Annotated in this window: 18 protein-coding genes; 5 read left to right on the forward strand and 13 right to left on the reverse strand. The window is 66.4% G+C overall.

From position 1 onward, the window contains the following. Nucleotides 1-24: 24 nt before the first annotated feature. Complete coding sequence (locus ACZ9GA_RS09625; protein ID WP_457362894.1) at nucleotides 25-390, reverse strand: putative quinol monooxygenase; 366 nt, start codon at nucleotides 388-390, stop codon at nucleotides 25-27. A gap of 504 nt (nucleotides 391-894) precedes the next feature. On the opposite strand from ACZ9GA_RS09625, the gene ACZ9GA_RS09630 reads away from it, so the two are divergent. Both ACZ9GA_RS09630 and ACZ9GA_RS09635 read left to right on the forward strand, forming a co-directional pair. Further along, a complete protein-coding gene (locus tag ACZ9GA_RS09630) occupies nucleotides 895-2,175 on the forward strand; it encodes an MFS transporter (protein WP_457362893.1) in 1,281 nt (426 codons plus the stop codon). A gap of 10 nt (nucleotides 2,176-2,185) precedes the next feature. Further along, nucleotides 2,186-3,112 carry a LysR family transcriptional regulator gene (locus ACZ9GA_RS09635; RefSeq protein ID WP_457362892.1) on the forward strand — a complete coding sequence of 309 codons (927 nt, stop codon included), beginning with the start codon at nucleotides 2,186-2,188 and terminating at the stop codon, nucleotides 3,110-3,112. On the opposite strand, the gene ACZ9GA_RS09640 is transcribed toward ACZ9GA_RS09635, so the two are convergent. After that, complete coding sequence (locus ACZ9GA_RS09640) at nucleotides 3,029-4,279, reverse strand: alpha-hydroxy acid oxidase (RefSeq protein ID WP_457362891.1); 1,251 nt, start codon at nucleotides 4,277-4,279, stop codon at nucleotides 3,029-3,031. The genes ACZ9GA_RS09635 and ACZ9GA_RS09640 overlap by 84 nt on opposite strands. Nucleotides 4,280-4,505: 226 nt before the next feature. On the opposite strand from ACZ9GA_RS09640, the gene ACZ9GA_RS09645 reads away from it, so the two are divergent. Then, nucleotides 4,506-5,741 (forward strand): LVIVD repeat-containing protein, encoded by a 1,236-nt coding sequence (locus ACZ9GA_RS09645; RefSeq protein ID WP_457362890.1) that lies wholly within the window; start codon nucleotides 4,506-4,508, stop codon nucleotides 5,739-5,741. A gap of 124 nt (nucleotides 5,742-5,865) precedes the next feature. After that, complete coding sequence (locus ACZ9GA_RS09650) at nucleotides 5,866-7,248, forward strand: MFS transporter (RefSeq protein WP_457362889.1); 1,383 nt, start codon at nucleotides 5,866-5,868, stop codon at nucleotides 7,246-7,248. A gap of 162 nt (nucleotides 7,249-7,410) precedes the next feature. Here ACZ9GA_RS09650 and ACZ9GA_RS09655 read toward each other — a convergent pair whose 3' ends face one another. The 11 genes from ACZ9GA_RS09655 to bcsQ form a co-directional block, all read right to left on the reverse strand. Continuing rightward, the gene (locus ACZ9GA_RS09655) at nucleotides 7,411-9,297 is read right to left on the reverse strand and encodes a sensor histidine kinase (RefSeq protein ID WP_457362888.1); all 1,887 of its coding nucleotides are present in this window, start codon (nucleotides 9,295-9,297) and stop codon (nucleotides 7,411-7,413) included. Continuing rightward, nucleotides 9,290-9,970 (reverse strand): response regulator, encoded by a 681-nt coding sequence (locus ACZ9GA_RS09660; RefSeq protein ID WP_457362887.1) that lies wholly within the window; start codon nucleotides 9,968-9,970, stop codon nucleotides 9,290-9,292. Before ACZ9GA_RS09660 ends, ACZ9GA_RS09655 begins: the two co-directional genes overlap by 8 nt. Nucleotides 9,971-10,057: 87 nt before the next feature. Beyond that, entirely contained in the window at nucleotides 10,058-11,200 is a 1,143-nt protein-coding gene (locus ACZ9GA_RS09665) for an alginate O-acetyltransferase AlgX-related protein (RefSeq protein WP_457362886.1), read from the reverse strand. Beyond that, nucleotides 11,200-12,615: an MBOAT family O-acyltransferase gene (locus tag ACZ9GA_RS09670; RefSeq protein ID WP_457362885.1), complete on the reverse strand. Its 1,416-nt coding sequence runs from the start codon at nucleotides 12,613-12,615 to the stop codon at nucleotides 11,200-11,202. The genes ACZ9GA_RS09665 and ACZ9GA_RS09670 overlap by 1 nt, the downstream gene beginning before the upstream one ends. Nucleotides 12,616-12,633: 18 nt before the next feature. Further along, nucleotides 12,634-13,302: a cell division protein FtsQ gene (locus ACZ9GA_RS09675; protein WP_476226455.1), complete on the reverse strand. Its 669-nt coding sequence runs from the start codon at nucleotides 13,300-13,302 to the stop codon at nucleotides 12,634-12,636. Further along, on the reverse strand, nucleotides 13,299-13,979 hold the full coding sequence (locus ACZ9GA_RS09680; RefSeq protein WP_457362883.1) for an SGNH/GDSL hydrolase family protein: 681 nt from the start codon (nucleotides 13,977-13,979) through the stop codon (nucleotides 13,299-13,301). Before ACZ9GA_RS09680 ends, ACZ9GA_RS09675 begins: the two co-directional genes overlap by 4 nt. 18 nt (nucleotides 13,980-13,997) lie before the next feature. After that, nucleotides 13,998-17,888, reverse strand: a complete 3,891-nt coding sequence (locus tag ACZ9GA_RS09685) for a cellulose biosynthesis protein BcsC (RefSeq protein ID WP_457362882.1) — start codon at nucleotides 17,886-17,888, stop codon at nucleotides 13,998-14,000. After that, the gene (gene bcsZ / locus ACZ9GA_RS09690) at nucleotides 17,870-19,054 is read right to left on the reverse strand and encodes a cellulose synthase complex periplasmic endoglucanase BcsZ (protein WP_457362881.1); all 1,185 of its coding nucleotides are present in this window, start codon (nucleotides 19,052-19,054) and stop codon (nucleotides 17,870-17,872) included. Before bcsZ ends, ACZ9GA_RS09685 begins: the two co-directional genes overlap by 19 nt. Then, a complete protein-coding gene (gene bcsB / locus ACZ9GA_RS09695) occupies nucleotides 19,051-21,345 on the reverse strand; it encodes a cellulose biosynthesis cyclic di-GMP-binding regulatory protein BcsB (RefSeq protein ID WP_457362880.1) in 2,295 nt (764 codons plus the stop codon). Before bcsB ends, bcsZ begins: the two co-directional genes overlap by 4 nt. Beyond that, a complete protein-coding gene (gene bcsA / locus ACZ9GA_RS09700; protein WP_457362879.1) occupies nucleotides 21,342-23,579 on the reverse strand; it encodes a UDP-forming cellulose synthase catalytic subunit in 2,238 nt (745 codons plus the stop codon). Before bcsA ends, bcsB begins: the two co-directional genes overlap by 4 nt. 5 nt (nucleotides 23,580-23,584) lie before the next feature. Further along, nucleotides 23,585-24,640, reverse strand: coding sequence for a cellulose biosynthesis protein BcsQ (gene bcsQ / locus ACZ9GA_RS09705; protein ID WP_457362878.1), 1,056 nt, complete (start codon nucleotides 24,638-24,640; stop codon nucleotides 23,585-23,587). Between the two features lie 776 nt (nucleotides 24,641-25,416). On the opposite strand from bcsQ, the gene ACZ9GA_RS09710 reads away from it, so the two are divergent. Beyond that, nucleotides 25,417-26,331, forward strand: a complete 915-nt coding sequence (locus ACZ9GA_RS09710; protein WP_457362877.1) for a LysR family transcriptional regulator — start codon at nucleotides 25,417-25,419, stop codon at nucleotides 26,329-26,331. Nucleotides 26,332-26,412 lie beyond the last annotated feature (81 nt).

The following is a 26,412-nucleotide window of genomic DNA, read 5'->3' on the forward strand; positions in this document are numbered from 1 at the left end:
CAGCCACGTCGTGACCGGCTTCATTCAGGCGCCGCTCGCGACTTGGGCGTGCAGGCGTTCGTCAAAGGGGCTGCCCAGCAGCGGTTGCAGTTGGGTGCGCATCTGCTTGACGTAGCCTTGTTGCACGAAGCGATCGTAGGCGGCGGGGGAGCGCAATACTTCCACCAGGGTGAAGTGATTCTTGGCATCGGTCTGTTCCAGCACGTCCAGGCGCACCACGTCGGGGTCGTGGCGGGCCTGGTCGGCGAAGGTGTGCAGCAGGGTCAGGGCGGTCTTGACCTGGGGTGGTTCGATGTCGACGTGGCTGACGGCATAGACCGATGAATCGGCCAGGGCGTGGGCGCTGCACAGAGTGAGGAGGGCGAATGCCGAGGATTTCAGGTGGCGCATGGTGGGGCCTTGGGTTGCAGAAAAGTGCGCCTAGTATGGCGGCTTGCTGGAGGGTTTCAGTGCATATCAGCTATGCACACTCGATGATGCCAGTGGTGCCAGTACCGGCCACTCGCGAGCAAGCTTTGCTCCCACACTGCCAATGCAGACACCGATGTGAGCCTTGATGCTGTGGGAGATTCTATGGTTTTGGGCAAACATTCAGTTCAACCCAGCACTCTGTAGGAGCGGCCTGTGGCCGCGAAGGCCTCACCGCGAACTGCCTGACATACGGCGGCGCCTGCTTCGCGGGCACGGCCCGCTCCTACCGGTGCCAGGCTAAACCCGATTTGGGTCTTTACACTGTGGGAGAAAGGGGGGGCGCATAGCCCTTGCTCGCGAAAGGCCGGTAAGGTTTGCCTGATCGATAAAAAGAACCGCTGGCTGTATCAGCGATTGGCACCGCTGCCGGGTCCGCCACGGCAGTAGCATCGGAGTCACTATAAAAACGACAGGACTCCCCCCATGCGACTAGGTTGGTACTCAGCGCTCACGCCCAAGGAAAAGCGCACCTACTGGGCCTGCTTCGGCGGTTTTACCCTCGATTCCATGGACTCCACCATCTACGCCCTGATGATGCCGGTGCTGATGACCGTGCTGGCCCTGAGCAAGTCCGACGCCGGCATGCTTGGTTCGGTGTCGTTGATCGGCAGCGCCATCGGCGGCTGGGGCGCGGGGCTATTGGCGGACCGCTACGGTCGAGTGCGGGTGATGCAAGGCACAGTCTTGTGGGTGGCGTTGTTCACCTGTCTGGCAGGCCTGTGCAGCAGCTTCTGGGAGTTCCTGCCGGTGCGCTTTCTGCAGGGCATCGGTTATGGCGGGGAAGCGGTGGTCGGCGCGGTGCTGATCAGCGAAGCCATTGCCCCGGCGCTGCGGGGTCGAGTGGCGGCTTCGGTGCAGAGCGGCTATGCGGTGGGCTACGCCATCTCGCTGACGTTGATGCCCGTGGTGTTCGCCTGGCTGCCCGAGGATATCGCCTGGCGGGCCTTTTTCGCCATCGGCCTGCTACCGGCTGCGCTGATCTGGTTCATTCGCCGCCTGGTACCGGAATCCGAAGCCTTTACCCGTGCCAGCCAGAAGCGCCAGCGCGTCGACCTGCGCGAGATCTTCGGCGCCGAGCACCGTCGCGTCACCCTGATCAGCACGGTACTGGCCAGCGGCATTTTCGGCGGCGCCTATATCATGATCACCTGGCTGCCCACCTACATGCGCATGGTGCTCAACCTCCCGGTTGCGTCGACCTCCGGCTACCTGGCGGTGAACATCGTCGGCTCGCTGCTGGGGCCGTTCATCTACGGCCGCATCAGCGATGGCATCAGCCGCGGCAGGGCGTTCATGCTGTTCCTGGCGTGCCAGGCCTGCGTGGTGGCGGTGTACACCTTCGCGCCCATCAACATGGCCGTGACCCTTGGCCTGGGCCTGCTGCTGGGCGCCTTCCAGGGTGGCCTGGCGTCGGGGCTGCCGGTGGCCTTCGCTGAGTTATACCCCACGCGCATCCGTGCCAACGGCGCCGGGTTCTGCACCAGCTTTGGCCGTGGCTTTGGCTCGATCATGCCGGCGGCCGTGGGCTTCGCCTCCACTGACATGGGCCTGCCGACCGCCATGGGCCTGTTCGCGATCACGTCGTACCTGATCGCCTTTATCGCGGCGCTGTGCCTGCCCAACGCCACGGGCGCGGACATGACCGATGAGGCCCCGGGCCGGGGCCAGGAAGGCGAGCGCACGCAGGTTGTGCACCACCACTGAGGCGCGCACGATGAATTCCGACGACTTGGCATTCTTTTCCCTGGTAGTCGACGCCGGCAGCATCGCCGGCGCCGCCACCCTGGTGGGCTGTGACGCGTCCACCCTCAGCCGGCGCATGACCAGCCTGGAAAAATCCTATGGCAGCCGCCTGTTCCTGCGCACCGGTCGTGGCGTCAGCGTGTCGCCCGAAGGCGAGGTGCTGCTGGGTTACGCGCGCCAGGTGGCGAGCCTGATGGACAAGGCCCGCGCGTCCATCCACGACCTGCGCCAGCAAGGCCCTTCGCTGATCCATATCGTTGCGCAGCCGTCCATTGCCACGCCGCTGTTCGGCAAGCTGTACCACGCCTTGCACGCGCGCTTCCCCCATTCCCAACTGCATTTTGCCGAGGCCCTGGCCGACAAGATTCTCTACGACCTGCGCGCCAGCAAGGCGGATTTGGCGATTATGTATCGCCCGGAAAACCCCGGCAGCCAGGTCTACGAACCGCTGCTGCATGAGCCGCTGTATCTGATCTCGCCGCCCGGTTTCGAACTGCGGCCCGGCCAGCTCACCTCACCGGCTTTCGGCGAGGTACCGCTGATCCTCAAAAGCTCACGGCACGGCCTGCGGGTGTTCGTGGAAGACAAGTGCGCGCAGTTCGGTTGCACACCCAACGTGGTGCTGCACAACGACAGCTCCATCGCCATCACCCTGGAACTGGTGGCCCAGCACTGCGGTTGCGCGATCATGCCGCTGGCGGCGGCCAACAGCATGATCGAGCAGGGCAGGGTGATCGCTCACTCGTTGCAGGATTGGCAGTTCGAGCGCTGCGTGGCGCTGGCGGTGGGCCGCACCGAGATCTCGTCGTCGGACCTATGGGTACTCAACGGCCTGATCCGCCACGTGGTGCACCAGCTCATCGAAGACGGTGCCTGGCAAGGCACCCGGCCGGCTTGAGTGCAGGTGCGGCGCCCACACCCGCTGGCGGTCCAGTTCAGCCACGCTGCGGCAGCCCATGTGCGCCATCATGCGGTCGATTTCTTCGCGAAAAATGCCGATGGCCTGCGCCGCGCCTGCCTCGCCGTTCACCGCCGTGCCATACAGGGTAGGGCGGCCCACCAGCACGGCCTTGGCCCCCAGCGCCAGGGCCTTGACCACGTCGCTGCCACGGCGCACGCCGCTGTCCATCAGCACCGTCATGCGCTCGCGCACGCTGTCGGCGATGGCCGGCAGCACGTCGATGGGCGCCCGCGTGCTGTCCAGGTTGCGCCCGCCGTGGTTGGACACCACGATCGAGTCGGCGCCGCACTCCAGGGCGCGCAAGGCATCGGCCGGGGTCATGATGCCCTTGACGATCAGGGTGTGCGGCCACAGGCGGCGCAGCTCGCGCAAGTCGTCCCAGGTCAGGCTGTCGTTGCGCAGCATGCCGCGGCCCACGGGCGCTGCGGTGATGCGGTTTTTCAACTCGGTGGGGTAGTTCTCGTAACGCGGCAGGCCGTCGCCCGCCATGTAGCGGCCCAGCACGCTGAACATCCAGCGCGGGTGGCGCAGCACATCGACGATGTTGCGTCGCGAGTAGGAGAACGGCATGGTGAAACCATTGCGCAGGTTGTACTCGCGGTTGCCCGGCACCACGCCGTCCACGGTGACCACCAGCGCCTCGAAACCGGCCAGCCGCGCACGCTCCACCAGCGCATGGGACAGGCGGCGGTCGGGCCACATGTACAGCTGGAACCACAAACGCCCGGGCGCCTCGGTGGCGATGGTCTCCATGGCGGTCATGGAACCGGTGGCCAGGGTGAACGGAATACCGGCCGTAGCCGCCGCCTTGGCCAGCGCCAGTTCGCCCTGGTACCACATCAGCCCCGCCACGCCAGTGGGCGCGATGGCGATCGGCATCTTGATGGCGTGGCCGAACAGGTTGATCCCCTGGGTACGCCGGGACACGTCGATCAGGGTACTGGGCACCAGCTTGATGCGCTCGAAGGCGCTGCGGTTATTGCGCAGCGCCACCTCGTCCTCGCTGCCGCGGTCGACGAATTCGAAGATACCCTTGGGCACCCGCCGTTGCGCCAGGCGGCGCAGGTCTTCGATGTTGTATGCCGCGATTTTCTTGTCTGCCATGGCTTTGTCTTCCGTCACGGTCCTGGGTTGGAAAGCCCGATGCTAGCGGCGGCGCGGGTTGGCACACAGGGCGCGGCGGGCACTTCAGAAATGCATGCATCGCACGCCATCCCTGCCGTGCGGCTGACCCATGTCTGCTGTGCAAGGGCTGCATTGGTGGGCCGGCGTTCGCTGTGCAACAGTCTTCACATTCATCCAACCCTCATCATCGGCTCGGGAGAGAACCATGGGTGCCGTTCTGGCAAAAAACATCAGCTTCGTCGGGCATTCGGACCTGGATGGCAAATCCGATGGCGTGCAGATCATGGTGCAGCGCGGCTACGCCTACATCGGGCATGGCTTCACCAACGTGATTTCCACCGTGGATGTCCGCGACCCCAAGCACCCCAGGGTGGTGGACTGCATCGAGTGCCCGCCGGGCACCCGTGCCTTTCACCTGCAAGCCCATGACGACCTGCTGCTGGTGGTCAACGCCCCCAGCGTCTGGTCCATGAAAGAGTTCGCCGAGGAGGGCGAAAACTACTTCAGCCGTTCGCCGGCCGAGATCCTCAGCGACAAGCTGAGCCGCTTCACCTCCGGCATCCGCGTGTACGACATCTCGCGCCCGGAGAAGCCCCGCGAGATCGGCTTCATGCCGGTGGACGGCCTGGGCCCGCAGCGCATCTGGTACGTGGGCGGCCGCTACGCCTACGCCTCCATCCATTTCACCGGTTTCACCGATCAGATCCTGGCAGTGGTCGACCTGATCGACCCCACCCGCCCGCGCGTGGTGGGCAAGTGCTGGATCCCCGGCATGTGGACCGCCGGCGGCGAGACCCCCAGCTGGAAGGCCGGGCGCCGCTACGCCCTGCACCACGTGGTGGTGGCCGGCAACCTGGCCTACGGCGCCTGGCGCGACGGCGGTATGACCATCATGGACATCAGCGACCCGGAAAACCCGGTGCTGGTGGTGCACCGCAACACCGACCCACCCTTCGGCGGCGGCACCCATTCGCCGTTGCCCATTCCCGATCGCAACCTGCTGGTGCTGGCTGACGAGCCCACCTTCGAGAGCTGCCGTGACGGGCTGCGCTACATGTGGATGTTCGACGTGCGCGAGCCCAGCAACCCGGTCAGCGTGGCGACCTTCCCGGTACCCAAGGAAGATGATTACTGCGCCAAGGGCGGCGCGTTCGGGCCGCATAACCTGCACGAAATGCGCCCGGGCTCGTTTCGCAGCAACCACCTGATTTTCGCCACCTACTACAACGCCGGGGTACGGGTGTACGACATCAGCGATCACTTCCGGCCCCAGGAAGTGGGCTACTACGTGCCCGCGCCGCCCACCACGCTGATCGACCCGCGCCCCGGCAAGACCCTGGTCACCCAGACCAATGACTGCTACGTCGACAGCAATGGCCTGATGTACCTGACCGACCAGAACGCCGGCCTCAACATCCTGCAGTACGAAGGGCCGCTGTAGCCCGCACACCGTCACCCATTGACCCCAACCGCCACGCACCCGTTGCGTGGCCACGGGCACCTGCGCGCCCGCGAAACGCGCACCGCTGTCGCCTCACTCCACAAAAACAACACCGGAGAGGAACATGAACCACGACACCACCGCCACCCAGCAACCGAAAAAGGCCGCCGCCAGTGGCTGGATCGGCTCGACGCTGGAGTACTACGACTTCTTCATTTTCGCCACGGCTGCTTCGCTGATTTTCCCCAAGCTGTTTTTTCCGTCCTGGAGCCCGGCCATCGCCATCATCGGTTCGCTGGCGGCCTATGGGGTGGGGTATGTGGCGCGGCCCATCGGCGCCATCGTCCTGGGGCACGTGGGCGACACCTACGGGCGGCGCAGCGTGCTGGTGCTGTGCATGCTGCTGATGGGCCTGTCCACGGTGGGGGTGGGACTGCTGCCGACCTACGATCAGGTGGGCATGCTGGCGCCGATCATGATGGTGGCGCTGCGGCTGGTGCAGGGCTTTGCCGTGGCGGGTGAGATATCCGGCTCCAGTTCGCTGTCGCTGGAGCATGCGCCGGCGGGGCGTCGCGGGTTTTTCGCAAGCTTCACCACCCAGGGCGTGCAGGCGGGGCAGATCCTGGCGGCGGCGGTGTTTTTGCCGTTGCAGGCGTTCATGACGCCCGAAGCGTTCCTGGCCTGGGGCTGGCGCGTACCGTTCTGGCTCAGCGCGCTGATCATCGCCACCGCCTGGTACATCCGCCGCGAAGTGGGCGAGGCTCCGGCCTTTGCCAACCAGCAGCGCGACCTTCATGCGGCCCGCGCGCCGGTGATCGAGGCCGTCACCACCCACTGGCGTGACATGCTGAGGGTGATCTGCATGGCCGCCATGAACGTCATCCCCGCCGTGACCACCATCTTCGGGGCCGCCTATGCGGTACAGCCGGCCTATGGCATCGGCTTCTCGGCCAGCCTGTACCTGTGGATCTCGCTGCTGGGCAATGCCACGGCAGTGCTGGTGATACCGTTCGTGGGCAAGCTGTCGGACCGCATCGGCCGCCGCCCGCCGGTCATGGTCGGCGCGTTGTTGTGCGGGCTGTTGTCGTTCGCCTACCTGTACGCCATCAGCATCCACAACGTGACCTTGGTGTTTGTGTTGGCGATGCTGATGTGGGGCGTGGCCTACCAGGGCTTCAACGCCGTGTTCCCCAGCTTCTTCCCGGAAATGTTCCCCACCCGCATCCGCGTCACGGCCATGGCCATCTCGCAGAACGTCGGCACTGCGGCCGCGGCGTTGTTGCCGGCGCTGTTCGCCCTGCTGGCACCGCCCGGGGCGCAGCATATTCCGTGGGTGGTGGGCGGGGTAGCGTTCGGGGTGACGGCGGTTGCTGCCTTCGCCGCCTATACCGCGCGGGAGACGTATCGCGTGCCCCTGGAGCTGTTGGGCGCTGAAGATCTTCAGCGAGGCAAGGGGCCAGCGCAGCCTGCGGCAGCGGCTACGCAGGTTGCGCGGCCGGTGCCGTAGCCGCTGCGGCCAGGCTGCTGGGTCCTGCACATGCCGTTTTTTGTGTGGGACCGGGCGAAGCTCGGGAATAGGCCAGCAGGGATTACCGGGCCGGGCAGTTCCCGAGCTTCGCCCGGTCCCACAGGGGTGGTGGGGGGGCTGTGGAGAAGAGACAGGGCAGTGCTACGGTTTGGCGGGCCCCACAGGCAGCACCAGGGTCATGCACGTGCCGTTTTCATCCGACTGCCACTCGATGCGTGCGCCAATCGCCTGGGCGCGGCGCATCTGGTTGCTCAGGCCCTTGCCGCCGCGCAAGGTGGCGGCGGGCAGGTGGAAGCCCTGGCCGTTGTCGTGCACGGCCACTTTCACCCAGTGGCCGTCGTGGCGGGTGGTGACGCGGATGTGGGTGGCGCGGGTGTGTTTGATGATGTTGGCGAAGGCCTCCTGCAGGATGCGCAGGATATGCAGGCTGTTGCGCGGGTCCAGCCACTCAAGGCTGGGCACGTTGTGGATGTCCCACTGCAGCTTGATGCCGGCGCTTTCCAGGCGCGGCGCCAGGCGAAAGCGCAGCGTGGCCAGCAGCAACAGCAGGTCGGCCTGCACCGGCTCCAGCGAATCGATGGTCAGCTTCAGGTCGTCGATGCAGCTTTTCAGCACATCGGTCAGCATCGAGGCGTCCAGCTGGCCTTTTTCCGCCTGCAGCAGGGCGGTCAGCAGTGAGGAACCCATGCCGTCGTGCATGTCCTGCATCAGGCGCTGGCGTTCGTTGCTCAGGGTCTGCCGGTGTTCCACCTCGCGCAGGCGCTGGTAGCTGACTTGCAGTTCCTCTTCCCGCGCCTTGAGTTGCGACAGCAGGTTGGCGTTGGCCTGGCGCACGCTTTCGTTGGCGGTCAGGTAGCGGCGGAAGATGATGTACATGAAGATCAGGAACGCGGCGATGTTGCTGTACGGGCCCAGGTACAGGTTTTCGATGCTGACGTAGTTGTTCTGCAGCAGCCAGTCGTAACCCCCCAGCAGCATGCCGACCACGGCCCAGCCACCCAGCAGCATGCCGTCTCGCGAGCCGGCCCGACGTGACTCGTACAGGCCATTGACCGCGACCAGGGTGCCGGTGGCCAGTAGCCCCAGGTAGGTCAGCGGCGCCAGGCCGTAGGCGTCGACCACCCCCGACAGCAGCGGCAGGGTGAGCACGCCCACCCCCAGCGTGATCAGCGTCAGCACGCGGTTGAGCCAAGGCTTGAGGCGGCCGTGCAGCTCATTGAGGAAGAAATGGGTGGCCAGCACCATCCAGAACAGCGAGTTGATGGTCAGCCAAGTGAACCAATCCTCGGGAATCGGCAGTTTCTGTTCGCCCACGTGATAGTGCAGGGTACGCACGAAGGAGGAGGTGGAAATGAAGAAGAACAGCAGGTACACCCGCACGTACCGCAGGCACACCCACACAATCAGTGAAAACAGCCCCACCGCCAGGAACGCGGCGCTGCTGGTATAGGGCAGCTCCACCTGCAACAGGTAACGCAGGCGGTAGCGCCAGTTGGGCGCCTCGCGGTCGGCCAGCCACAGTGAGGACAGCCCGCCGCCCGTGCCCTGAGGGCGCACGATGCGCAGCACCAGGTCGTGGGCGGTGCCTTGCAGTGGTATCCACAAGGGGATGTTCCAGCCGTTCCAGTCGATGCCGCCGTGGGACTGGTACAGCAGGCGACCGTCGCCGTAGACCGCCAGTTGGCCATCGGTTTTCCAGCGTGGGATGTACAGCGAATCGGTGGGTGCCTGTGCCGGCAGCGCCAGGCGATACCAGGTGATCACCGTCGGCGGGTTGGCCGTGTTCAAGGCCCCGGGCGCACTGATCAAGGGGTGTTTGAGTGCGTGGGGCAGGGTGACCGTTTCCCACGTTGAGGGTTGCGGCGGGGTGTCGAGCATCAGGGGCGCGGGCGGGTAGCCGTGACTGTCGACACTGACCACCTGGGCCTGCGTGAGGTGCCAGTCCGGCTCTGCGCCCCAGGCAGCCAGCGCGCTGCACAGGGTCAGCACGGCGAGCAGCCCGCGCTGCCAGCGCCGCCGTTCACCCACCAAGCAGGCCCTGGCTGCGCGCCTCATAGATGGCTTCGGTCTTGGAGTGCACTTCCAGCTTCTTGTACACCCGGCGCACGAAAGTCAGCACGGTGTGGCGCGACACAGCCATCAACCCGGCGATTTCCTCGGCGGTAAAGCCCTTGGTGATGTACTCCAGCACTTCCTGCTCGCGGGCCGACAGCACCGCGCGGGGCTTGTCCTGGCTAGGCGGTTGGGGCGTGGCGACGGGGCTGCGGAAACGCTGCAGGATTTGCCGCGCGATCAGCGGGCTGATGGGGCTGCCGCCTTCGTGCAGGCTGCGGATTTCCGCGGCGATGCAGGCGGGCGTGCTGTCCTTGAGCAGGTAGCCGGAGGCCCCGGCTTCCAGGGAGCGCATCACGTGCATCTCATCGCCAAACGCCGTGCTGACCATGATGTTGCAGGCAGGCCAGCGCTGATGCGCGGCCTGGATCACGTCGATGCCCGAGCCGTCGGGCAGGCCTAGGTCCACCAGCAGCACATCCACCGCTGCCTGCTCCAGCAAGGCCAGGCCGGCGGCGCGGGTGCTGGCGACCGAGGCCAGCTGCAGGCCGGGCGACGTCTGGATGCTGGCGCGCAGGGCTTCTTGAAACAGCACATCGTCCTCGACCATGGCGATGCGGATGGGCGTGGCGGCAGGGGGCGCTTGCATGGGGTTACCGGGCGGTGAATCAGGGAGTGGAAAGGAAGGCGGGCGCCTTCCAGCCGGGGCCACTCCATGGCCGACTATCGAAGCAGCTTAGCGCAGCTTGACCTCGCCATCATAGGGCGTTTGCAGGTCGCGCTCGGGTATTTCCCACACAATCAGCCCAGGGGGTGTCTGGGTGAAGGCCGGGCTGTCGAAATAGGCCTTGGCCGCCCCGGAAAACTCACCGCCATCCTTGGCGAAACTGCCCACCGGCGCGTTCAGCGCGTGCTCCAGAAAGCCCAGGAAGTTGGAGTTGTGCGAGAACGAGGTGCCGATCAGCGCGGTGTTGGGCAACTGTGCATCACCGAACAGGTCATCAACGTTGTCACCGCTGGCCTGGGCCGTGGAGCTGACCTGGGTGGCCGCCACCGTCTCGGGTTGCGGTTGCAGCGACAGCGCCAGGCCATCGATGCCGGCCAGATGCACCAGGTCACCGGGGCGCACGGCAGCCGGCTGCGGTGTGAGTTCGAAGGCCTGCTGTGGCGTGGGCGCAAAGCCTACGTTCTGCACGGCCTGGGCGACGCGTTCGGCGGCGGCGCGTGCGCCGGTTTCGCTCCAGTGGGTGTCGGTGCGCAGGTAGGCGGCTTCGCCCAATGGCTGCAGGGTCGGTGTGAGGTCCACGGCGCTGACGCCGGCGGCGTTCAGCAGGGTCAGCCAGTTGGCAATGCGCGGCGCCAGTGACGCCGGCCGGGTCAGGCCGCACAGCTGCGCGGCGGCGATGCGGCTTTTGTCCGGCACCACCGCCACCACCAGCTTGATACCGCGTTGGGCCAGCCCCTGTTGCAGGGTGAACACCGCGTCGGCCTTGGCCCGGGCGTTGGCGTCGGCCGCAGGGTTGAGGCGCAGCTCATCGGTCAGGAACAGCCAGCCCGGGCAGCCCTGGCGTACCCGCGGCCCCAGGTCGCCCAGCAGCAGCCAACTGGTGGCGCGCTCAAGCGACGCGGCTTCGCGGGGCACCGCAGCGTCGGACAGGGTCTTGGCGAAACGGTGGGTAATGTCGCCGTGCAGCACCAGGTCAGCCGTGACGGCCTTGGGCATGAACGGCGCAGTGCCCTTGAACATCAGCCAGGCGCAAGACAGCCCGGCCACGGCAAAGAACAGCACCATCACCACCCCCGCCAGGGGGCTGGCGCGCAGGGCCACGGCGCTGGGCGGGGTGGGGGCGGTCGACGGGGAGTGCGCGGTTTCAGTCATCAGAATTGGAAGTACAGAAAGGGCACGGCTTCGCGGCTGGCGATCAACGAGAACGACAGCACGAACCCGCACACGGGCCAAAGGGCGGCAGCCAGCGCAAACATCGCGTTGCCTGCCAGTCGACGCTCACAACGCGCTTGCAACAGGGGCGCCAGGATGCACAACACCCCCAGCAACGCCGCCACGCCATGCACTGGGCGCAGGGTCACGGCCAAGGCCTCGCCCAGCGCCACGCCGTGCAGGCCGAACTGGCCGGCGTACATGTCCAGGGCGGTGGCAAAGTCCGGCGAGCGGAACAGCGTCCAGGCCAGGCACACGAACAGTAGGGTGCCGGCATGCGCCGTCCAGGCCGGGATGCGCGGCAGGCTGGAGCGCGACCAGGCGCGGTCCACGCACAGCGCCACGCCGTGGGCCGAGCCCCACAGCAGGTAGTTCCAGCTGTCGCCACCGTGCCACAGGCCGGCGATGGCCATGGTCAGGAACAGGTTGCGGTAGGTCTTCCACACGCCTTTGCGGTTACCGCCCAGGGGGATGTACAGGTAGTCGCGCAGCCAGCTGGACAGCGACAGGTGCCAGCGGCGCCAGAAGTCCTGGATGCTGTTGGCCAGGTAGGGGCGGTTGAAGTTCTCCGGGAAGTGGAAGCCCAGCATCAGGCCCAGGCCGATGGCCATGGCGCTGTAGCCGGCAAAGTCGAAAAACAGTTGCAGCGAGTAGGCCAGGCAGCCGATCCAGGCGTCCACCAGCGACGGCTGGTGCAGGTGGAAGGCCACGTCCACCAGCGGCGACAGGGTGTCGGCCACCAGCACCTTCATGCTCAGGCCGATCATGAAACGCCGCGCGCCCAGGGCGAAATTGGGCCAGTTGAAGTAGCGCTGGTTCAGCTCGCGGCGCACCCAGTCATAGCGAATGATGGGCCCGGCGATGGAGTGGCCGAACATGGAAATGTAGGTGGCGTAGTTGACGAAACTGCGCTCCACCGGCACCACGTGGCGGTGCACGTCCACCAGGTAGGAGATGGCCTGCAGCACGATAAACGACAGCCCCGCCGGCAGTGCCACCCGTTGCCAGGCCATGGGCATGGCACCGTAGTAGGTGATCAGCTGGTTCCAGGTGCCGGCCAGAATGTTGGCGTACTTGTACCAGCACAGCACCGCGGTGTTGATCACGATCAGGCTGATCAGCAGCCGCACCCGGCCACGGCCGTCCTCACGCGAGCGGTCGACCAGCAGGCCGCCCACCCACGCCAGCACAGTCAGGGCCATGTGCAGCATCAGGAACAGCGGGCTCAGCCAGCCATAGAACAGCCAGCTGCCGATCAACAGAATGACGTTTCGCCACGCCGGCCGTGCCAGTGCGTACACCAGCAGGAAGGCGGGCAGGAACAGCGTCAGGAACTCGAGCGAGGCGAAGACCATGGTGGCGCGAGTTTCCCTTTAGTTGGCGACGCTGTCGGTGACCGCGACCAGCTGCGGCCCGGCAGGCGCGGGCACCAGCAGCAGGCTGTAGCGCTTGTTGGCTTCCAGCGGGCCCAGCTCCACGGCCGGGCCGACGTTGGCGCCGGCGCACACCAGTTGCACCGCCAGTTGCGCGCGCGGGTTGAGTTCCTGGCGGCGCGGGCTGCCGGCGGGGGCTTTCTGGAACAGGTCCAGATCCTTGCCCGCGACATTGACGCGAGGGTCGGTGCAGCGTGCGTCGGCATTGAACAGCGCCACCGAGGCCTTGAGCTGGTTGGGCAGGTCAAACGGTTCGGTCACCACCTGCTGCTGGATGCCGCCATCAGCGGCCGGCAGGGCGAACACCGTGGCGAAATCGCCCGGCGCCACGGTCACGGCCAGCGGCACGTGGTGGCCGTCGCGGCTCAGGGTGCCCTTGGCGGTCTTGCCGCCGGGTACGGCGATGAAGTCGGTGGCGACCTTGTCACCGGCCAGCTTCAAGGTGGCCTTGGAACCCTCGGGCGCCAGCTCCAAGGGGCTGGCCGACACGTTGATCAGGCGAAGGTAGGCCGAGTCCTGGGCGGGGCCGGTGGGGTACAGCGGGATCTCGGCGCACACCGCCTGCGCGCTCACCGCCAGGCTGCCGATCAGCAGGGCCAGGCGCATCATTTGCCACCCACGGCGCTGGCCGGCAGTTCGCTGATGGACTTGCCGATGGCCGCGGCCCACAGCTTGTAGCCGGCGATGGTGAAGTGCTGGCCGTCGGAGGTGATCCACTCACCCGGCTTGGAGAACTTGGTGGAGTCGATGTAGGTGCACGGCGCGACCATGTTGGCCAGGGTGCCGGCCACCAGCTGGGTGCGCACCTGGTTCTTGCCGTAGGTGTTTTCGTAGATGTTGCTGCCGTTGGCCTTGCCCCAGGCCGGGCCTACCCACACGCACTTGGCGCCGCTGTCGGCGATCTGCTTGGTCAGCGCGGTCACGCTCTGGTACGCCCACACTTTGGGGAACGGCGTGGTTTTGTACGAGGCCATGGTGTCGCCCATGATCAATACCACCAGGTTGGGCTTGTCCTTGGCGATCACGTCCTTGATCGGCTGGGTGTCCATGGTGCCGCGGCTCATTACCTTGATCTTCTCGCCGGGCTCGCGGGTGGCGCCGCAGTCCAGTTTCAGTTTGGGCGTGACCCAGTCGGCCGGGTTGGCACCGCAGGCGCCGATGGCGTGCACTTGCGCGCCCTGCTGGGTGAGGTTGTCGTACAGCGGGTTCATCAGCGAGTCGGGGAAACTCATGTGGCTTTCGCCGATCACGAGCAGGGTCAAACCAGCAATTACTGAAGCAGCCATGAAAAAGTCCTCGTTGAATCAGTTCGAATAAGGGGATGCGTAAGGGCTGACGGGCAAGTCCATCGGGCCGCTCATGTCTTCCAGGGTGTAGCGCACGTACAGGCCGGCGGCGATCTGCCGGTAGTCACTGGCGTTGTCGGCGGCCAGCGAGCCGCCCAGCACGAAGTTGGAGCTCAGGCGGTACTCGCCGGCCGCGCTCAGGCTGTAACCGATGCCGGTGCTGCTCTGGCTGTCGTAGCCGGTGAGGCCTGCGGCGGTGGCGCGCGAATTGAGTTCGCTGTGGCCGGGGAACACGTCGGCACTGTCCTGGCCGATGTGTTGTACACCTACCGAACCCTTGATGCGGTAGGTAAAGCGGCCGCTGCGCTGCGACCAGCTGACCGGCACGCCCAGGGACAGGAACGACTGCGGGCTGAAGTAGCCGCCGTTGCCGTAGGTGTAGAAGTCCTGGTTGTTGGAGTAGGTCAGCGCCGAGCCGCTCAGGCCCACGGTGAGGGTGCTGTCGGGGGTGTTGGCCAGGTACCAGTACACGCCGCTGCCCAGCTCGAAGCGGTTGTTGGATTCCACGTTGTGGCCCACCAGCTTGTGCGCCGAGGCGTAGCCGTACACGCCGACCTGCTGGTCGTCGTGGCTCAGCTCGCCGCGCACACCGTTGGCGGTCACGCCGCCCCAGCTGTCGCCGGTGCGCGAGTCGCGCGAACCTGCAAACGAGGTGACGCTGTCGGTGACCATGCGCCGCGACACGCTGACGCCGTAGCGGTAGTTGCTGTCGCCGGCGAACGGCCGGTTGACGCTGACGCCGCCCACCGGGGTGCTGTAGGTGAAGCCCAGGGGGCTGGTGCCCACGTCGGCCTTGATGCCCTGGTCCTTGCTGGTGTACGCCACGGCCACGCCGACGCCGGTGTCCTTCTGCTTGCCCACGGTATCATCACCGCTGGTGCCGAAGCGGGCCCGGGCGTTGCTGCCCGGGGCGCCGGCGCTGAGGGTAACCGGGGTGACCTGCGCGGCCACGGTGTCGGTGCCGTCGCCCACGGGCATGCGCACTTCCAGCGGGGTCTCTATGTCGGTCAGTTTGCTCAGGCCCTTTTCACCGTTGTTGTTGCGCACGGTCAGGCCTTGGGTGACCTGCGGGGTGCGGTCACGCAGGATATCGTTGAGGGCCAGTTGCGCCGGGCTCAGGTCGGTGCGCGGCGCCGTGTCGTCTTCGCGGGCGTAGACCTTCTGGAACGGATTGGCCGCGGTTTTGCCGGCGGCGCCCGCTGCTGAAGGCGGCACATCCTGGGCATCGGCAACGCTGTCGGCGCCGTCCACCGGCGGCGGAATCAGGCGGTTGCTGGCCAGGATCGTGGCCTGGCGACGTTGCCCGCTGAGCCCCACGAAGGGGTTGTCCGAGGCCGGTGCATCGCCCTTGACCGCGGTGGTGGCATACACGGTGGTGCGCTGGCTGTTCTCGATGTCGACAGCCTTGCGCAGCAGGCGGGCGGCCTCACCGCTCTGGCCGATGCCACGGTATACGCGGGCGGCGGCGGTGAGGGTCAGGGGCACGCCGGGCTCCATGTCCAGGGCCTTTTTCGCCGAGCGTTCGGCCAGGTCGAAGTCGCGGCCCTGCAGGGCGATGTCGGCCAGGCCCAGTTGCAGCTTGGCGTTGTGCGGGTCGCCCTTGATCAGCGGCTCGTAGAGCTGACGGGCTTTGTCGACGTTGCCGCTGGCGGCGTACATGCGCGCCAGCGACGACACCGCCAGGCTGTCGTGGGGGCGCTGTTTGAGCGCGGGCGCGAGCATGTCGTAGGCGGCCACCAGGTCGTTTTTCTCGCGCAGCTCATCGGCCTGCTTGACGCGGTACAGGTACACCAGGTCCTCGTAGCGGCGCGTGGTGGCGTCGCTCATGGCCGTGCCCTGCAACTGGCGCAGGATGTCGCTGGCCTCGCTGTCGTGGTCGGCCTTGAGCAGCACGCCGGCGTACAGCAGTTGCAGGTCGGGCGTGGCCGTGGAGCGGTCCATCAGCCCGCGCATCAGGCTGACGGCCTGCTCGGGGTTGCCGGCTTCGGCGTAGGCGCTGGCCAGCACCGCCATGCGCTCGGGCTTGCCTTGCGCCAACGGCTCGCTGCGCGCCAGCAGCGCCCAGGCGTCCTGGCGCTGGCCGCGGCGGGCCACGTCCACCGCCAGTTCGGTCTGCACGTGCAGGCGCACGTCCAGTTCCATGGCGTTCATGTCGGTGGTGCGGTTGGCGGCCGGGATGCGCGACAGAGTCGCCTGGGCCTTGGTCCATTCGCCCAGTTCGGCCGACAGCAGGGTGCTGGTGTACAGGGCGTCCGGGCGGTCGGGTTGCTGCTTGAGCAGCTCGTCGATCAGGTCGCGGGCCACTTGTACCTGGCCGTTGTGCAGGTACACCCGTGCCAGGGCGAAGCGGGTCCAGGGGTTGCTCGGGTCGTCCGCCAGGGCAGCCTGATAGTTCTTTTGCGCGGCCGTCCAGTCACCCCGACGCTCAGCCAGCTTGGCGGTCTGCGCGGCGCGCAGGCTGCGGATATGGATGGTGGGCGACAAGCGTGCCTGCTGCGCCGGCGTCAGGCTGTCGATCAGGCGCAGGGCCTCGTCGGACTTGCCTTCGCGGGCCAGGGTGCCGATCAGGCCGTTGATGGCATCGGCGTAGTCGGGGGTGCGTGCCAGGATCTGCCGGTAGGCGGTTTCGGCCGCGTCCAGCTCCCCGGCTTGCATCAGCAGCCCGGCGCGGGCGGTAGGCCCGGCCAGCTGGGAGGGGTTCTTGGCGATGGCCTGCTCGATGTACTCGCTGGCCTGGCTGTAGCGGCCCACGCGCTGGGCGGCCTCGGCCTGGTCCAGCAGCAGCCAGTAACGCACGTCGTCCAGGGCTTTTTTCCACTGGCCGCCACCGGGCGCGCGGCTGGCCTGCACCAGGTAGTGCTCGGCGTCGCTCAGGCGCTTCTGGTGCTGGCGCACGATGCCCATGCCGCCCAGGGCGTCGAAGTCGTTGGGCGACTCTTTCAGGCGGGCCTGGAATTCCTGCTCGGCGGTGGCCATGTCGTCGGCGTCCAGCGCCTTGAGGCCTCGGGCCACGTGGGGGTCGCGCTGCCAGCCGCCGGTGGCGCCGCTGCGTGCCTGGGCCACGCCCTTGTCCATCAGCGCGCGGATCTCGTCATCCTGGGGGTGGGCTTGCAGGTACTGCTGGAACAGCGACACCTGATCGCGCGAGGGCGGGCCCAGCCATTGCAGGGCGAAGCGCCAGGTTTCGTCGGCGTTGCCGCCGATGTCCGGGTTGTGCGACAGGCGCGCCAGGGCGCGGATGCCCTCGGGGCGGCTGTCGGGGTTGCGCGCCAGGTGCAGGGCCAGCCACAGGTCGAGGATCTCGTCGTTGGGCCGCTCGCGGCGCAGGCGCTCAAGGCCCTTGCGCGCTTCGGGCCAGCCGCCGGTGGCGAAGCCCAGGGTGTTGTAGTACTCGCGGGCGATCAGGCCCTGGGGCTCGTGGCCGTCGAACAGTTGGCGGTACAGGGCCACGGCCTGGTCGCGCTGGTCGGCGTCACTGGCTTCGCGGGCTTGCTCCAGCAGCTTTTGCTTGTCGTCCGGGCTCAGGGCGATGTCCTGCTGCAGTTGCAGGGCCTGGCGCGGCAGCGGCGACAGCGCTTGCAGGCGCGCCAGGTAGCGTTGCGCGCCAGCCAGGTTTTTGCGTTGCAGGTCGATCAGGCCCAGGCCGTAGAGGGCATCAGGCTGTTCGGGCGCCAGCGTCAGCACCTTGGTCCAGGCTTCCTGGGCGCGGTCGGGCTGGCTTTTGGTCTGCCAATAGTAGCCTTGCTCGATCAGCAGGGCCTGGGGGGTGCTGGCCGGCGCTTCGGCGCCCACGCTGGCGGTGGAGGCCAGGGCGGCGCAGATGGCCAGGGCTAGGATTTGCTGGCGCATGCGGCCTCCCACGACACGTTCAGCGTGCCGTCTTGATTGAACTGGTAACGATGCTCGGTCCATCCAAGGGAGAACAGGCTCAACATCACGTGGTAGTACTGCGGCTGGCGGTACGCCGGGTCGGCCGGGTCGCTGAAATGCGCGATGGCCTGGTCGACAATGCGCTGCTGCTGGTCGGCCAGTTGCGGCAGGCCCTTGGCCCGCAGGTACGGCACCAGCGAGGCGGAGTAGCCGTAGGGGCCGGTGCCTTCGGTGGCGCCGGTGATCACGTTGACCTTCTCGGGCGGCATGCCCACGGAGGCTGTGGACTGGGCCATGCCGTCGAGGTTGTCGAGGATTGGCTTGGCCAGCGGATCGGCCGGCGAGGTCAGCCCGGCCCACAGGTAGGCGCGGATGGCGTCGTAGCTGCCCAGGGGGTTGGAGAACTTGTCCACCACGAACATGCCCTTGTTGACGTCGGTGCCGCGGTAGGCCACCCAGTCAGGCACAAAGCCGAAGCGGTTCATGTTCTTGTCGGCGATCATTTTCGCGGTGCTGTCGGCCACCGCCTTCCAGGGGCTGGTGGGCGACTGCTTGGTGAAGCGGCGCAGCAACGGGAGGGGCAGGTAGCTGGCGTTGAAGCGCCACAGCTGGTCCGGGTGCTCGTAGCCCACCGGCCCTGGCAGCAGCATTTTGCCCAGGCCCGGGATATCGCGGATCAGGGTGTGCTCCACATTGCCCAGGATCAGCAGGGCATCGGCGCGGTAATGCGGCTTGTGCCACAGGCGGTCGGCCTCCAGCAGCGCGTAGGCCATCCACAGGTCGGCGTCGCTGGCCGAGTTCTTGTCCAGCAGGCCCCAGGTGCCGTTGCCGGCCGAGCCCCACAGCCAGCCGGGCAGGTTCTGCCCCGGGTTGGCGCCGCTCAGGTTGTCGCGGGTCCAGCGCCACAGGCTGTCGAAGGTCACTGGATCGTTGGCCACCAGGGCGAAGAACATGCCGTAGGACTGGCCCTCGGAACTGCTCTGGTTGGGGTCCATGCTGGAGCCCAGCATGCGCCCGTCCTTCTGCACGAAACGCTCGGCGTACTGGTTCCACAGCGGCCAGTTCTGCGTGCTGCAGCCCTGTGCCTGGGCAAGCCCGGGCAACAGGGTGGCCAAGGCCAGCGCGCTTAGCAGGGCGGCTTTCATGACAGACGCTTCTGGGCGCGCGAGCGCAGGAACAGGTACAGCAGGCCGCTGACCAGCAGGATGCCGAACACGGTTACCAGCAGCATCCAGTGCAGGTTCTGCGACAGCGTCCACTGCACACGCTTGAACAGACCGAGGTCGCCCACGTAGTACTGCTCGTCCGCCACCAGCGAGTTGATCTGGGTGCCTTGCACCACGGCCAGGCTGCCTTGCAGGGTGTCCTTGTACTGCTCGCCGCCGATCAGCGCGTTGGTGGCATCGCTGAGGCCCTCAGGGCGGCCGCTGGCGATCACCACCACGCTGCGCGAGGCCTTGAGCGGCGACTCGAAACCGGCCAGGTAGGTGCTGCTGTTCGCGCCGCTGTAGGTCACGCTCAGGCGTGGCTTGCGCTGGTTGGCCGCCGGGTCCGGGCTGATCCAGTCACGCATGCGCAGGGCCAGGTCGGACACGTTGAAGCGGTGCAGGCTGCCGTCGCCTTCCACCGGCAGGTGCGCCGCCCACTGGGTCAGCAGGGGCTGGTTGGCGCCGGAGGCCAGCACCACCAAATCCTTGTCGGCCACCGATTGCACGGCGTCGGCCTGCACCACGGTAACGGCGGTGGCCGGGTAGCCGGTGGACAGGCCGAAGCGGCCCAGCACGGTCAGGTAGGCGCCCCATTCGGCGGCGCCGCTGTTGTCGGGCATCACCACGGCGCTTTGCGACAGGTCGGCCAGGCGGGTGAACGGGAAGCCGCTGTCGTTGAACACGCCCAGGTTGGGCAGCGCGATGTAGTGGTTGTAGCCCGACAGGTCCAGGCTTGAATCAGGGTCGATCAGGCCGCGCATGTTGTCGATGATGATGTCACGGCATTGGCCCTGTTTGACGTAGTCGAACATGTAGCGCAATTGCAGTTGCGAGCGCGCCGAGGCCAGGTCCAGCGGCAGCAGCACGGTGGCTTCGCGCGGCAGGGCCTCGTCCTTCTTGAGCATGGCCAGCAGGTTGTCGCCGCCGTCCAGGCGGGTCAGCGAGGGCAGCGGCATGGACTTCATGAAGTTGCCGTTCATGCTCACCAGCAGCGAGGAGTTGGTGGAGTCCTGCTGCGGTGTGTAGCGGTATTTGAGGTCCAGCGGCACGCCGGCCTCACGCCAGTTGAACAGGTCCGGCGGCAGGTGCAGGGGGATGGTGATGTAGCCGGGGTTGTAGCCCGAGACGCTGAGGCGCTTGGTGTCGATCAGCTCGCCCAGGCGCACGGGGCGGTCGGACGGCAGCCAGTTGGGCGCATCGTACGGTTTGCGCGGGGCCACCGCGTCCAGGTTGTCGATGACCACGCTGTTGCCCACCAGGGTCTTGTTGCCCAGGGCGACGGCGTCGGCGGCCAGCTTGAGCTCGGCGGCGTCGCGGCCGGCCACGATCAGCACCTTGCCGTGGGCGTCGTTGGGGTTGGCCATGATCGTGACGGTCGGGCCTTTCAGCTCGCTGAGGCCCAGGTTGCCCAGCGCCTGGGTGGCGTCCTGGCCCTCCACCAGCACGATGGCGCTGCCTGTGGCCGGCAATTGCGCCACCGTGGTGGTGAAGCGCGCACCGCGGTAGCCGGCCAGCGCGCCGATCCACGACGACAGGGCGCCGGCGGCTTCCAGGGCGGCGTTGTCCGGCGCCTTGGCAAACACAAACGGCAGGTCGACCTGGCTGGCGTCGCGACGGTCGAAGAACGGCATCGGCAGAATCGACAGGTCGTCCCGCAGCTGCACCGGCGACACGTTCAGGGTCAGTTGCGTGCTGTTGTTGATCTTGGCCCACAGGCTGCTGTGCTGCGGGTCCTCGCACTCCATGGTGTAGTGACCGATGAACTGCAGGCGCAGGTGGTTGTACTCGGTGATCAGCTGCGGGGCGATCTGCACCACGGTCTGCTGCGGCTTGCCGGCGCCGTCCTTGGGCAGCGCCAGGCTGGCGGCCACCTGGTCGTTGACCAGCACGTTGATCTGCGACAGGTCGGCCAGCAGCGCAGGGGAATAGCTGTAGTCCAGCACCAGCGAGGCACCGTTGACCACTTCATCGGCGCGCACGCTGAAGTCGACGCTGTCGGAGGACTCGGTGCCCTGCAGGTTCATGGTCTCCAGGTGGCCCAGCTGCTTGAGGGTGATGCTGCGGCTGTAACTGCCAGCCGGGGCGCTATCGGCAGCCGGGGTGATCACGGCGGCGGTTTCCGGCGCTGGGGTGGCCGCGTAGGCGTTGTGCACCAGGGTGGCCAGGCACAGCACGGACGAAGCCAGGCGCATGAACGGGCGGCGCGAAGAAGAAAGTTTCAGGGTCATGACTTGTCCAGAGTGGGTTCGATTGCCAGCGCAGGGGCGGTGCGGTTGCGGGTGAGGGCGGGCTTGCTGCTGATCAGCGCCTTGAGCAATGCGGCCAGGCCCAGCACGCCGATGCCGGTGACTTCGCGCAGGGCCGACAGCGGCGTGTCGAGCTTGCCGGCGCCCCAACTGGCGGCCCAGGTGTCGGCGCGCGAGAAGGTCATGCGCACCAGGTCGCTTTGCTGGCGCAGGGTCAGCGGGTCGAAGCGCACGCCCACGTACTGCTCGCGGCTGAAGGCCACGGTGGTGTCGAAGTCGGCTTCGGTGCTGCGCGTCGACGAGTTGCGGAACAGCGTCACCCGCAGGCGCTCGCCAGCCTGGGCGCTGGTGCCCACGGGCAACTTGAAGCCCAGGCCGTGTTGCGAGAAGTCCTGGGTGGTGCAGATGACGCGGGTGCCGTCCGGCCATTGCACGCGCACCGGCAATTCGGCGCGCACACGGGGTTCGGCGCGTACCTGACGGGTTTCACTGGCCACCGCCACGGCGGCGCTGATGATGATCAGGTTGTACAGGGTCCAGGTGCCGTTGATGATCACCGTGATGGCGGTGTCCGGCGCGCCCCAGATCAACTGATGCACGGCAAAGCCCAGGCCCACCAGGTTGAGCACCAGCAGCACGATGTACGGCCGTGCCAGTTTCCAGGCGAAATATTCCTCGGCGATGATCCCGCCCTTGTCGGTCACGTTGAAGCCGCCGAACGAGGGTTTGACCAGCGCCATCAGCACCGGCGGCATGATGTACCAGGCCAGCACGGTCTCGTACACCTCGTTCCAGAACGAGTGGCGGAAGCGCCCCTGGATCTTGGAGTTGGTGAGGTTGGAGTGGAACAGGTGCGGCAGGGCGTAGGCGGTGATCATCAACGCCGAGGCGTGGAAAATCTGCGCGCCGAAGATCAGGTACGCCAGGGGTGCGGTGAGGAACACCAAGCGCGGCAGGCCGTAGAAGAAGTGCAGCATGGCGTTGGCGTAGCACACCCGCTGGCCCAGCTTGAGGCCCTTGCCCATCAGCGGGTTGTCGAGGCGGAAGATCTGCGCCATGCCGCGTGCCCAGCGGATACGCTGGCTGATGTGCCGCGCCAGGCTTTCGGTGGCCAAGCCCGCCGCCTGGGGGATGGCCAGGTACGCGGTGTTGTAGCCGGCGCGGTTGAGCTTGAGCGCGGTGTGGGCGTCTTCGGTGACGGTTTCCACGGCCACGCCGCCCACCTCTTCCAGGGGCTTGCGGCGCAGAATGGCGCACGAGCCGCAGAAGAAGGTGGCGTTCCACAGGTCGTTGCCGTCCTGCACCAGGCCGTAGAACAGTTCGCCCTCGTTGGGCACGGCGCGGAAGGTGTTGAGGTTTTTTTCGAACGGGTCGGGCGAGAAGAAGAAGTGCGGCGTCTGCAGCATCGCCAGCTTCTCATCCTTCAGGAACCAGCCCATGCCGATTTGCAGGAAGGAGCGCGTGGGCACGTGGTCGGCGTCGAACATGGCGATGTATTCGCCATCGGTGACCTTCAACGCTGCGTTGAGGTTGCCGGCCTTGGCGTGGTCGTTGTTGTCCCGGGTGATGTAGTTGACGCCGATGGCCTGGCAGAAGCGCTTGAAGTCGTCGCGGCGGCCGTCGTCCAGCACGTGGATGCGCAGCTTGTCCTTGGGCCAGTCCATCGCCTGGGCGGCGAAGATGCTCAGTTTGACGATGTTCAGGGCTTCGTTGTAGGTGGGGATGAACACGTCCACCGTCGGCCATTCACTGGGGTCGCCGGCCAGCAGCACGGGCTGGCGGCGCAGCGGCCAGGCGGTCTGTACGTAGCCGAACAGCAACACCACCAGGGCGTAGATTTCCGCCGCCATCAGGCCGTAGCCGAATACCGTGTCCAGCCAGCCTTCAAAGCCCAGGGTGTCGGTGAGGCGCCAGTAGGTGTAGCGCAACGACGCCACCAGCGACAGCATGATCAGCCCCAGCACCGGCAGGCGCCCCGGCAGGCGCTTGATGAACAGCGCGCAGAAGAAGCACAGGGCGGCGAACAGGCACTGGGTGTACAGGTCCAGCGGCGCACTGACGATACTGACCAGCAGCAGGGCGGCGATGGCCGTGCTGCCCAGAATCAGGCTCCAGCGGGCGATACCGCGCAGCTGATGGAAGCGTGTCAGCCAACCGTTCAGGCGCACTTCGGCGCGCCCCGTGAAGCGGGGCGTGGGGTTCGGGACGTTGGTCATGGCATTCAGGGCTCTTGCGTGCCTTGCGTCAGCAGGTGACACAGCGATTCAATGAGGTCGAGGGTATCCTGGCAGCCTCGGGTGCTTGGGGTGTGCGCCAGCGGGTTGCGGTCGTACGCCAATGACTCGCCCAGGAAGTGGTCCTGATGGATCACCCCCAGCAGCGGCAGGCTTGTTCTTGTTTTCAGTACCGCGCACATGTCGAGGCTGAATTGCCGGGACGTGTCCAGCTGGTTGACCACAAACCCGCACTGCACGGCATCGGGCCGTTGGCGGTAGGGCGCGAGCAAACGGTCCATCTGGTCGAGGGCGGCGTAGGCGGCGGCGTCGGCGTGGGTCAGCACCACGGCCACGTCAGCCAGCTCCAGCGCCTGGGTCAGGTACACCGAGGCCCCGGGCGGGGTGTCGATGATCACGGTGTCGTGTTCGCTCAGGTCCAGGGCGGCCAACTGGTGCCCCAGCCACAGCGGGTCCTGGGCCAGTTGTTGTTCAAACGCCAGGCGCTGCGGCTCGCTGGCCGCGCCAAAGGCCAAGCACTGGCTGCCGCCGTAGCCGTCGCGCAGCAGTTGGCGCGGGTCGCGGTCCTGCGGGTAGGCCTGGGTCAGGCCGGGCCATTGCTCGCCGCCGCCCAGGTGCAGGCACAGGGCATTCTGGGGGGACAGGTCCACGGCCAGGGTGGTGCCGCCAATGCGCTTCAGGGCGCTGCCCAGGGCGCCGGCCAGGGTGCTTTTGCCCACGCCGCCCTGGGTAGAGACCAGCGCAATCACCTTCGCCTTGAGCGCGGCACGGCCGGCGTCTAGCGTGTGGCTGCCTTGGGCTTCGCGCTCGCGCTGCTGTTCCAGTTCGCGCAACAGGCGGCTCAGGGGGCGGCTGTCGTTGGGCTCAGTGGTTGCGAGGGCTTCGGCAGCCGGGGCGGGTACGTTTGCGCTGGCGCTCACCGGGCGCTGCGCCACAACGGCCACGTCCTCGTTGTAGTCGTACTGCGGCTCTATTTCCTGATAAGCGCCCACACTTGCGCCGAGTCTGTTGAACAGGTTCGCAATATCATCAGAACGGTGCATGGGAGGCATCTCTGTGTAGGGTTAGGTACAACTCAAAAACAATTGCGTACAAAAATTAAGCATAAAAAAAGAGTCAACAAACTTGCGTCAGAACATCGACGTAAGTTGGTGGACTCGAATTCGTCTAGATCATGGCAATATGGCATCGTCAATGTTTTGCTGTCAAACGCATTTGTTGAGAAAATTCTGTGGCGCTGTCAACAAATTGACTTATATGGCGCAAGGCCTTGATCTAGAGCGGTTTCTAGTCACGGGCAGGTGTTGAGAAAAAAGGCTGCGGGCTGGACCGTTGGACGATCTGGTGTCGTCTGTGGTTTTTTTAGCCGGGGCGCAGGAACAACGACGAGCACTTTCGAGGTGTTCGCGTTAGTTGTTTGACGTCAGAAAAAGATCATGTGGGGTTGCACTAACGGCGAGAATGATTGCAGAGTTAGGGGGTAATCACCATGGCAATTAGTGTGGGTATTAGTACTTGCTTGTCACCTGTTCTGGGGACAACACCCGTCTTGCTATTTGCTGCATCGTTCAGGTCGCAGGCGCCGGGGTGCACATGATCCACCGCGTGGTCCAACAGGACGGCGTCGCCTGCATCGCGGCCAAGGCCGGCTCCTACCCCGGACTGCGTAGGAGCCGACCTTGGTCGCGATGCAGGCGACGCCGTCTCAAGCCAGGTGCTGCGGAAATGAGCGCTACTCATCAGTTCGTTTAGCTACGCTCAGTAATCAGCGCACCTGCCGCCCGGTAGAATCCTGCGTTTGTCCAAGCCAGGAGCCCCCATGCACATCAGCCGCGCCAACCTGGCCGACTTTGTCTATTTTCTCGCCATTGCGCGGCACAACAGCTTCAGCCGCGCGGGGATCGAAGTGGGCATCAGTGCGTCCGCCCTGAGCCACGCCATGAAAGGCCTTGAGGCCCGCCTGGGCGTTCGGCTGCTCAACCGCACCACCCGCAGCGTGACCCTGACGGCCGCCGGCGAGGCGCTGCACGGCATGATCGGTGCGCCCATCGAGGAAATCGGCCAGGCCATGGCCGCCCTGGAGCGCTTGCGCGATGAGCCCGGCGGCCGCATTCGCCTGAACCTGCTGGGTGACGCCGCCGAGTTGCTGCTGGGGCCGGTGCTGCCAGTGTTCAATGACCGTTACCCAGAGGTGGAAATTGACCTGACCGTTACCAACCGCATCGTCGATGTGATCGGCGGTGGCCATGATGCGGGCGTTCGCTATGGCGGCACGGTGCCGGAAGACATGATTGCCCAGCGGCTTTCACCCGATATCCGCTGGGTAGTGGTGGGCTCTGCGGCTTATCTGCAGCGGTTCGGTGTGCCTGCCCACCCCTCGGACCTGGCAGCGCACCGCTGCCTGCGCATTCGGCTGGGTAACGACCGCATGTACGACTGGGAATTCGAGCAAGGCAGCCAGCAACTGGCAATCGCGGTGCCCGGCGCCATCACCATCGACGAAACCCGCACGGGCGTGGCTCTGGCCCGCAATGGGGCAGGGCTGATGTATGTGCCCGAGCCCGTCGTTGCGCCGCTGGTCAAGGCCGGTGAGCTGGTGCGCGTGCTGGATGACTGGGCCAGCGTGGCACCGGGTTTCTATATGTACTACGCCAGCCACCGGCAGTTGCCGGTGGGGCTGCGCCTGCTGATTGACCTGATCCGCGAGTTGCAGCCGTTAGGCGACATCCCGTAGCCGCTGCCGCCAGGCTGCGCTGGCCGGTGCGCACCCTGCAGATTTTTGGCAAGGCACAGGGCCAGCGCAGCCTGGCGGCAG

Source organism: Pseudomonas sp. TE3644 (assembly GCF_056278815.1).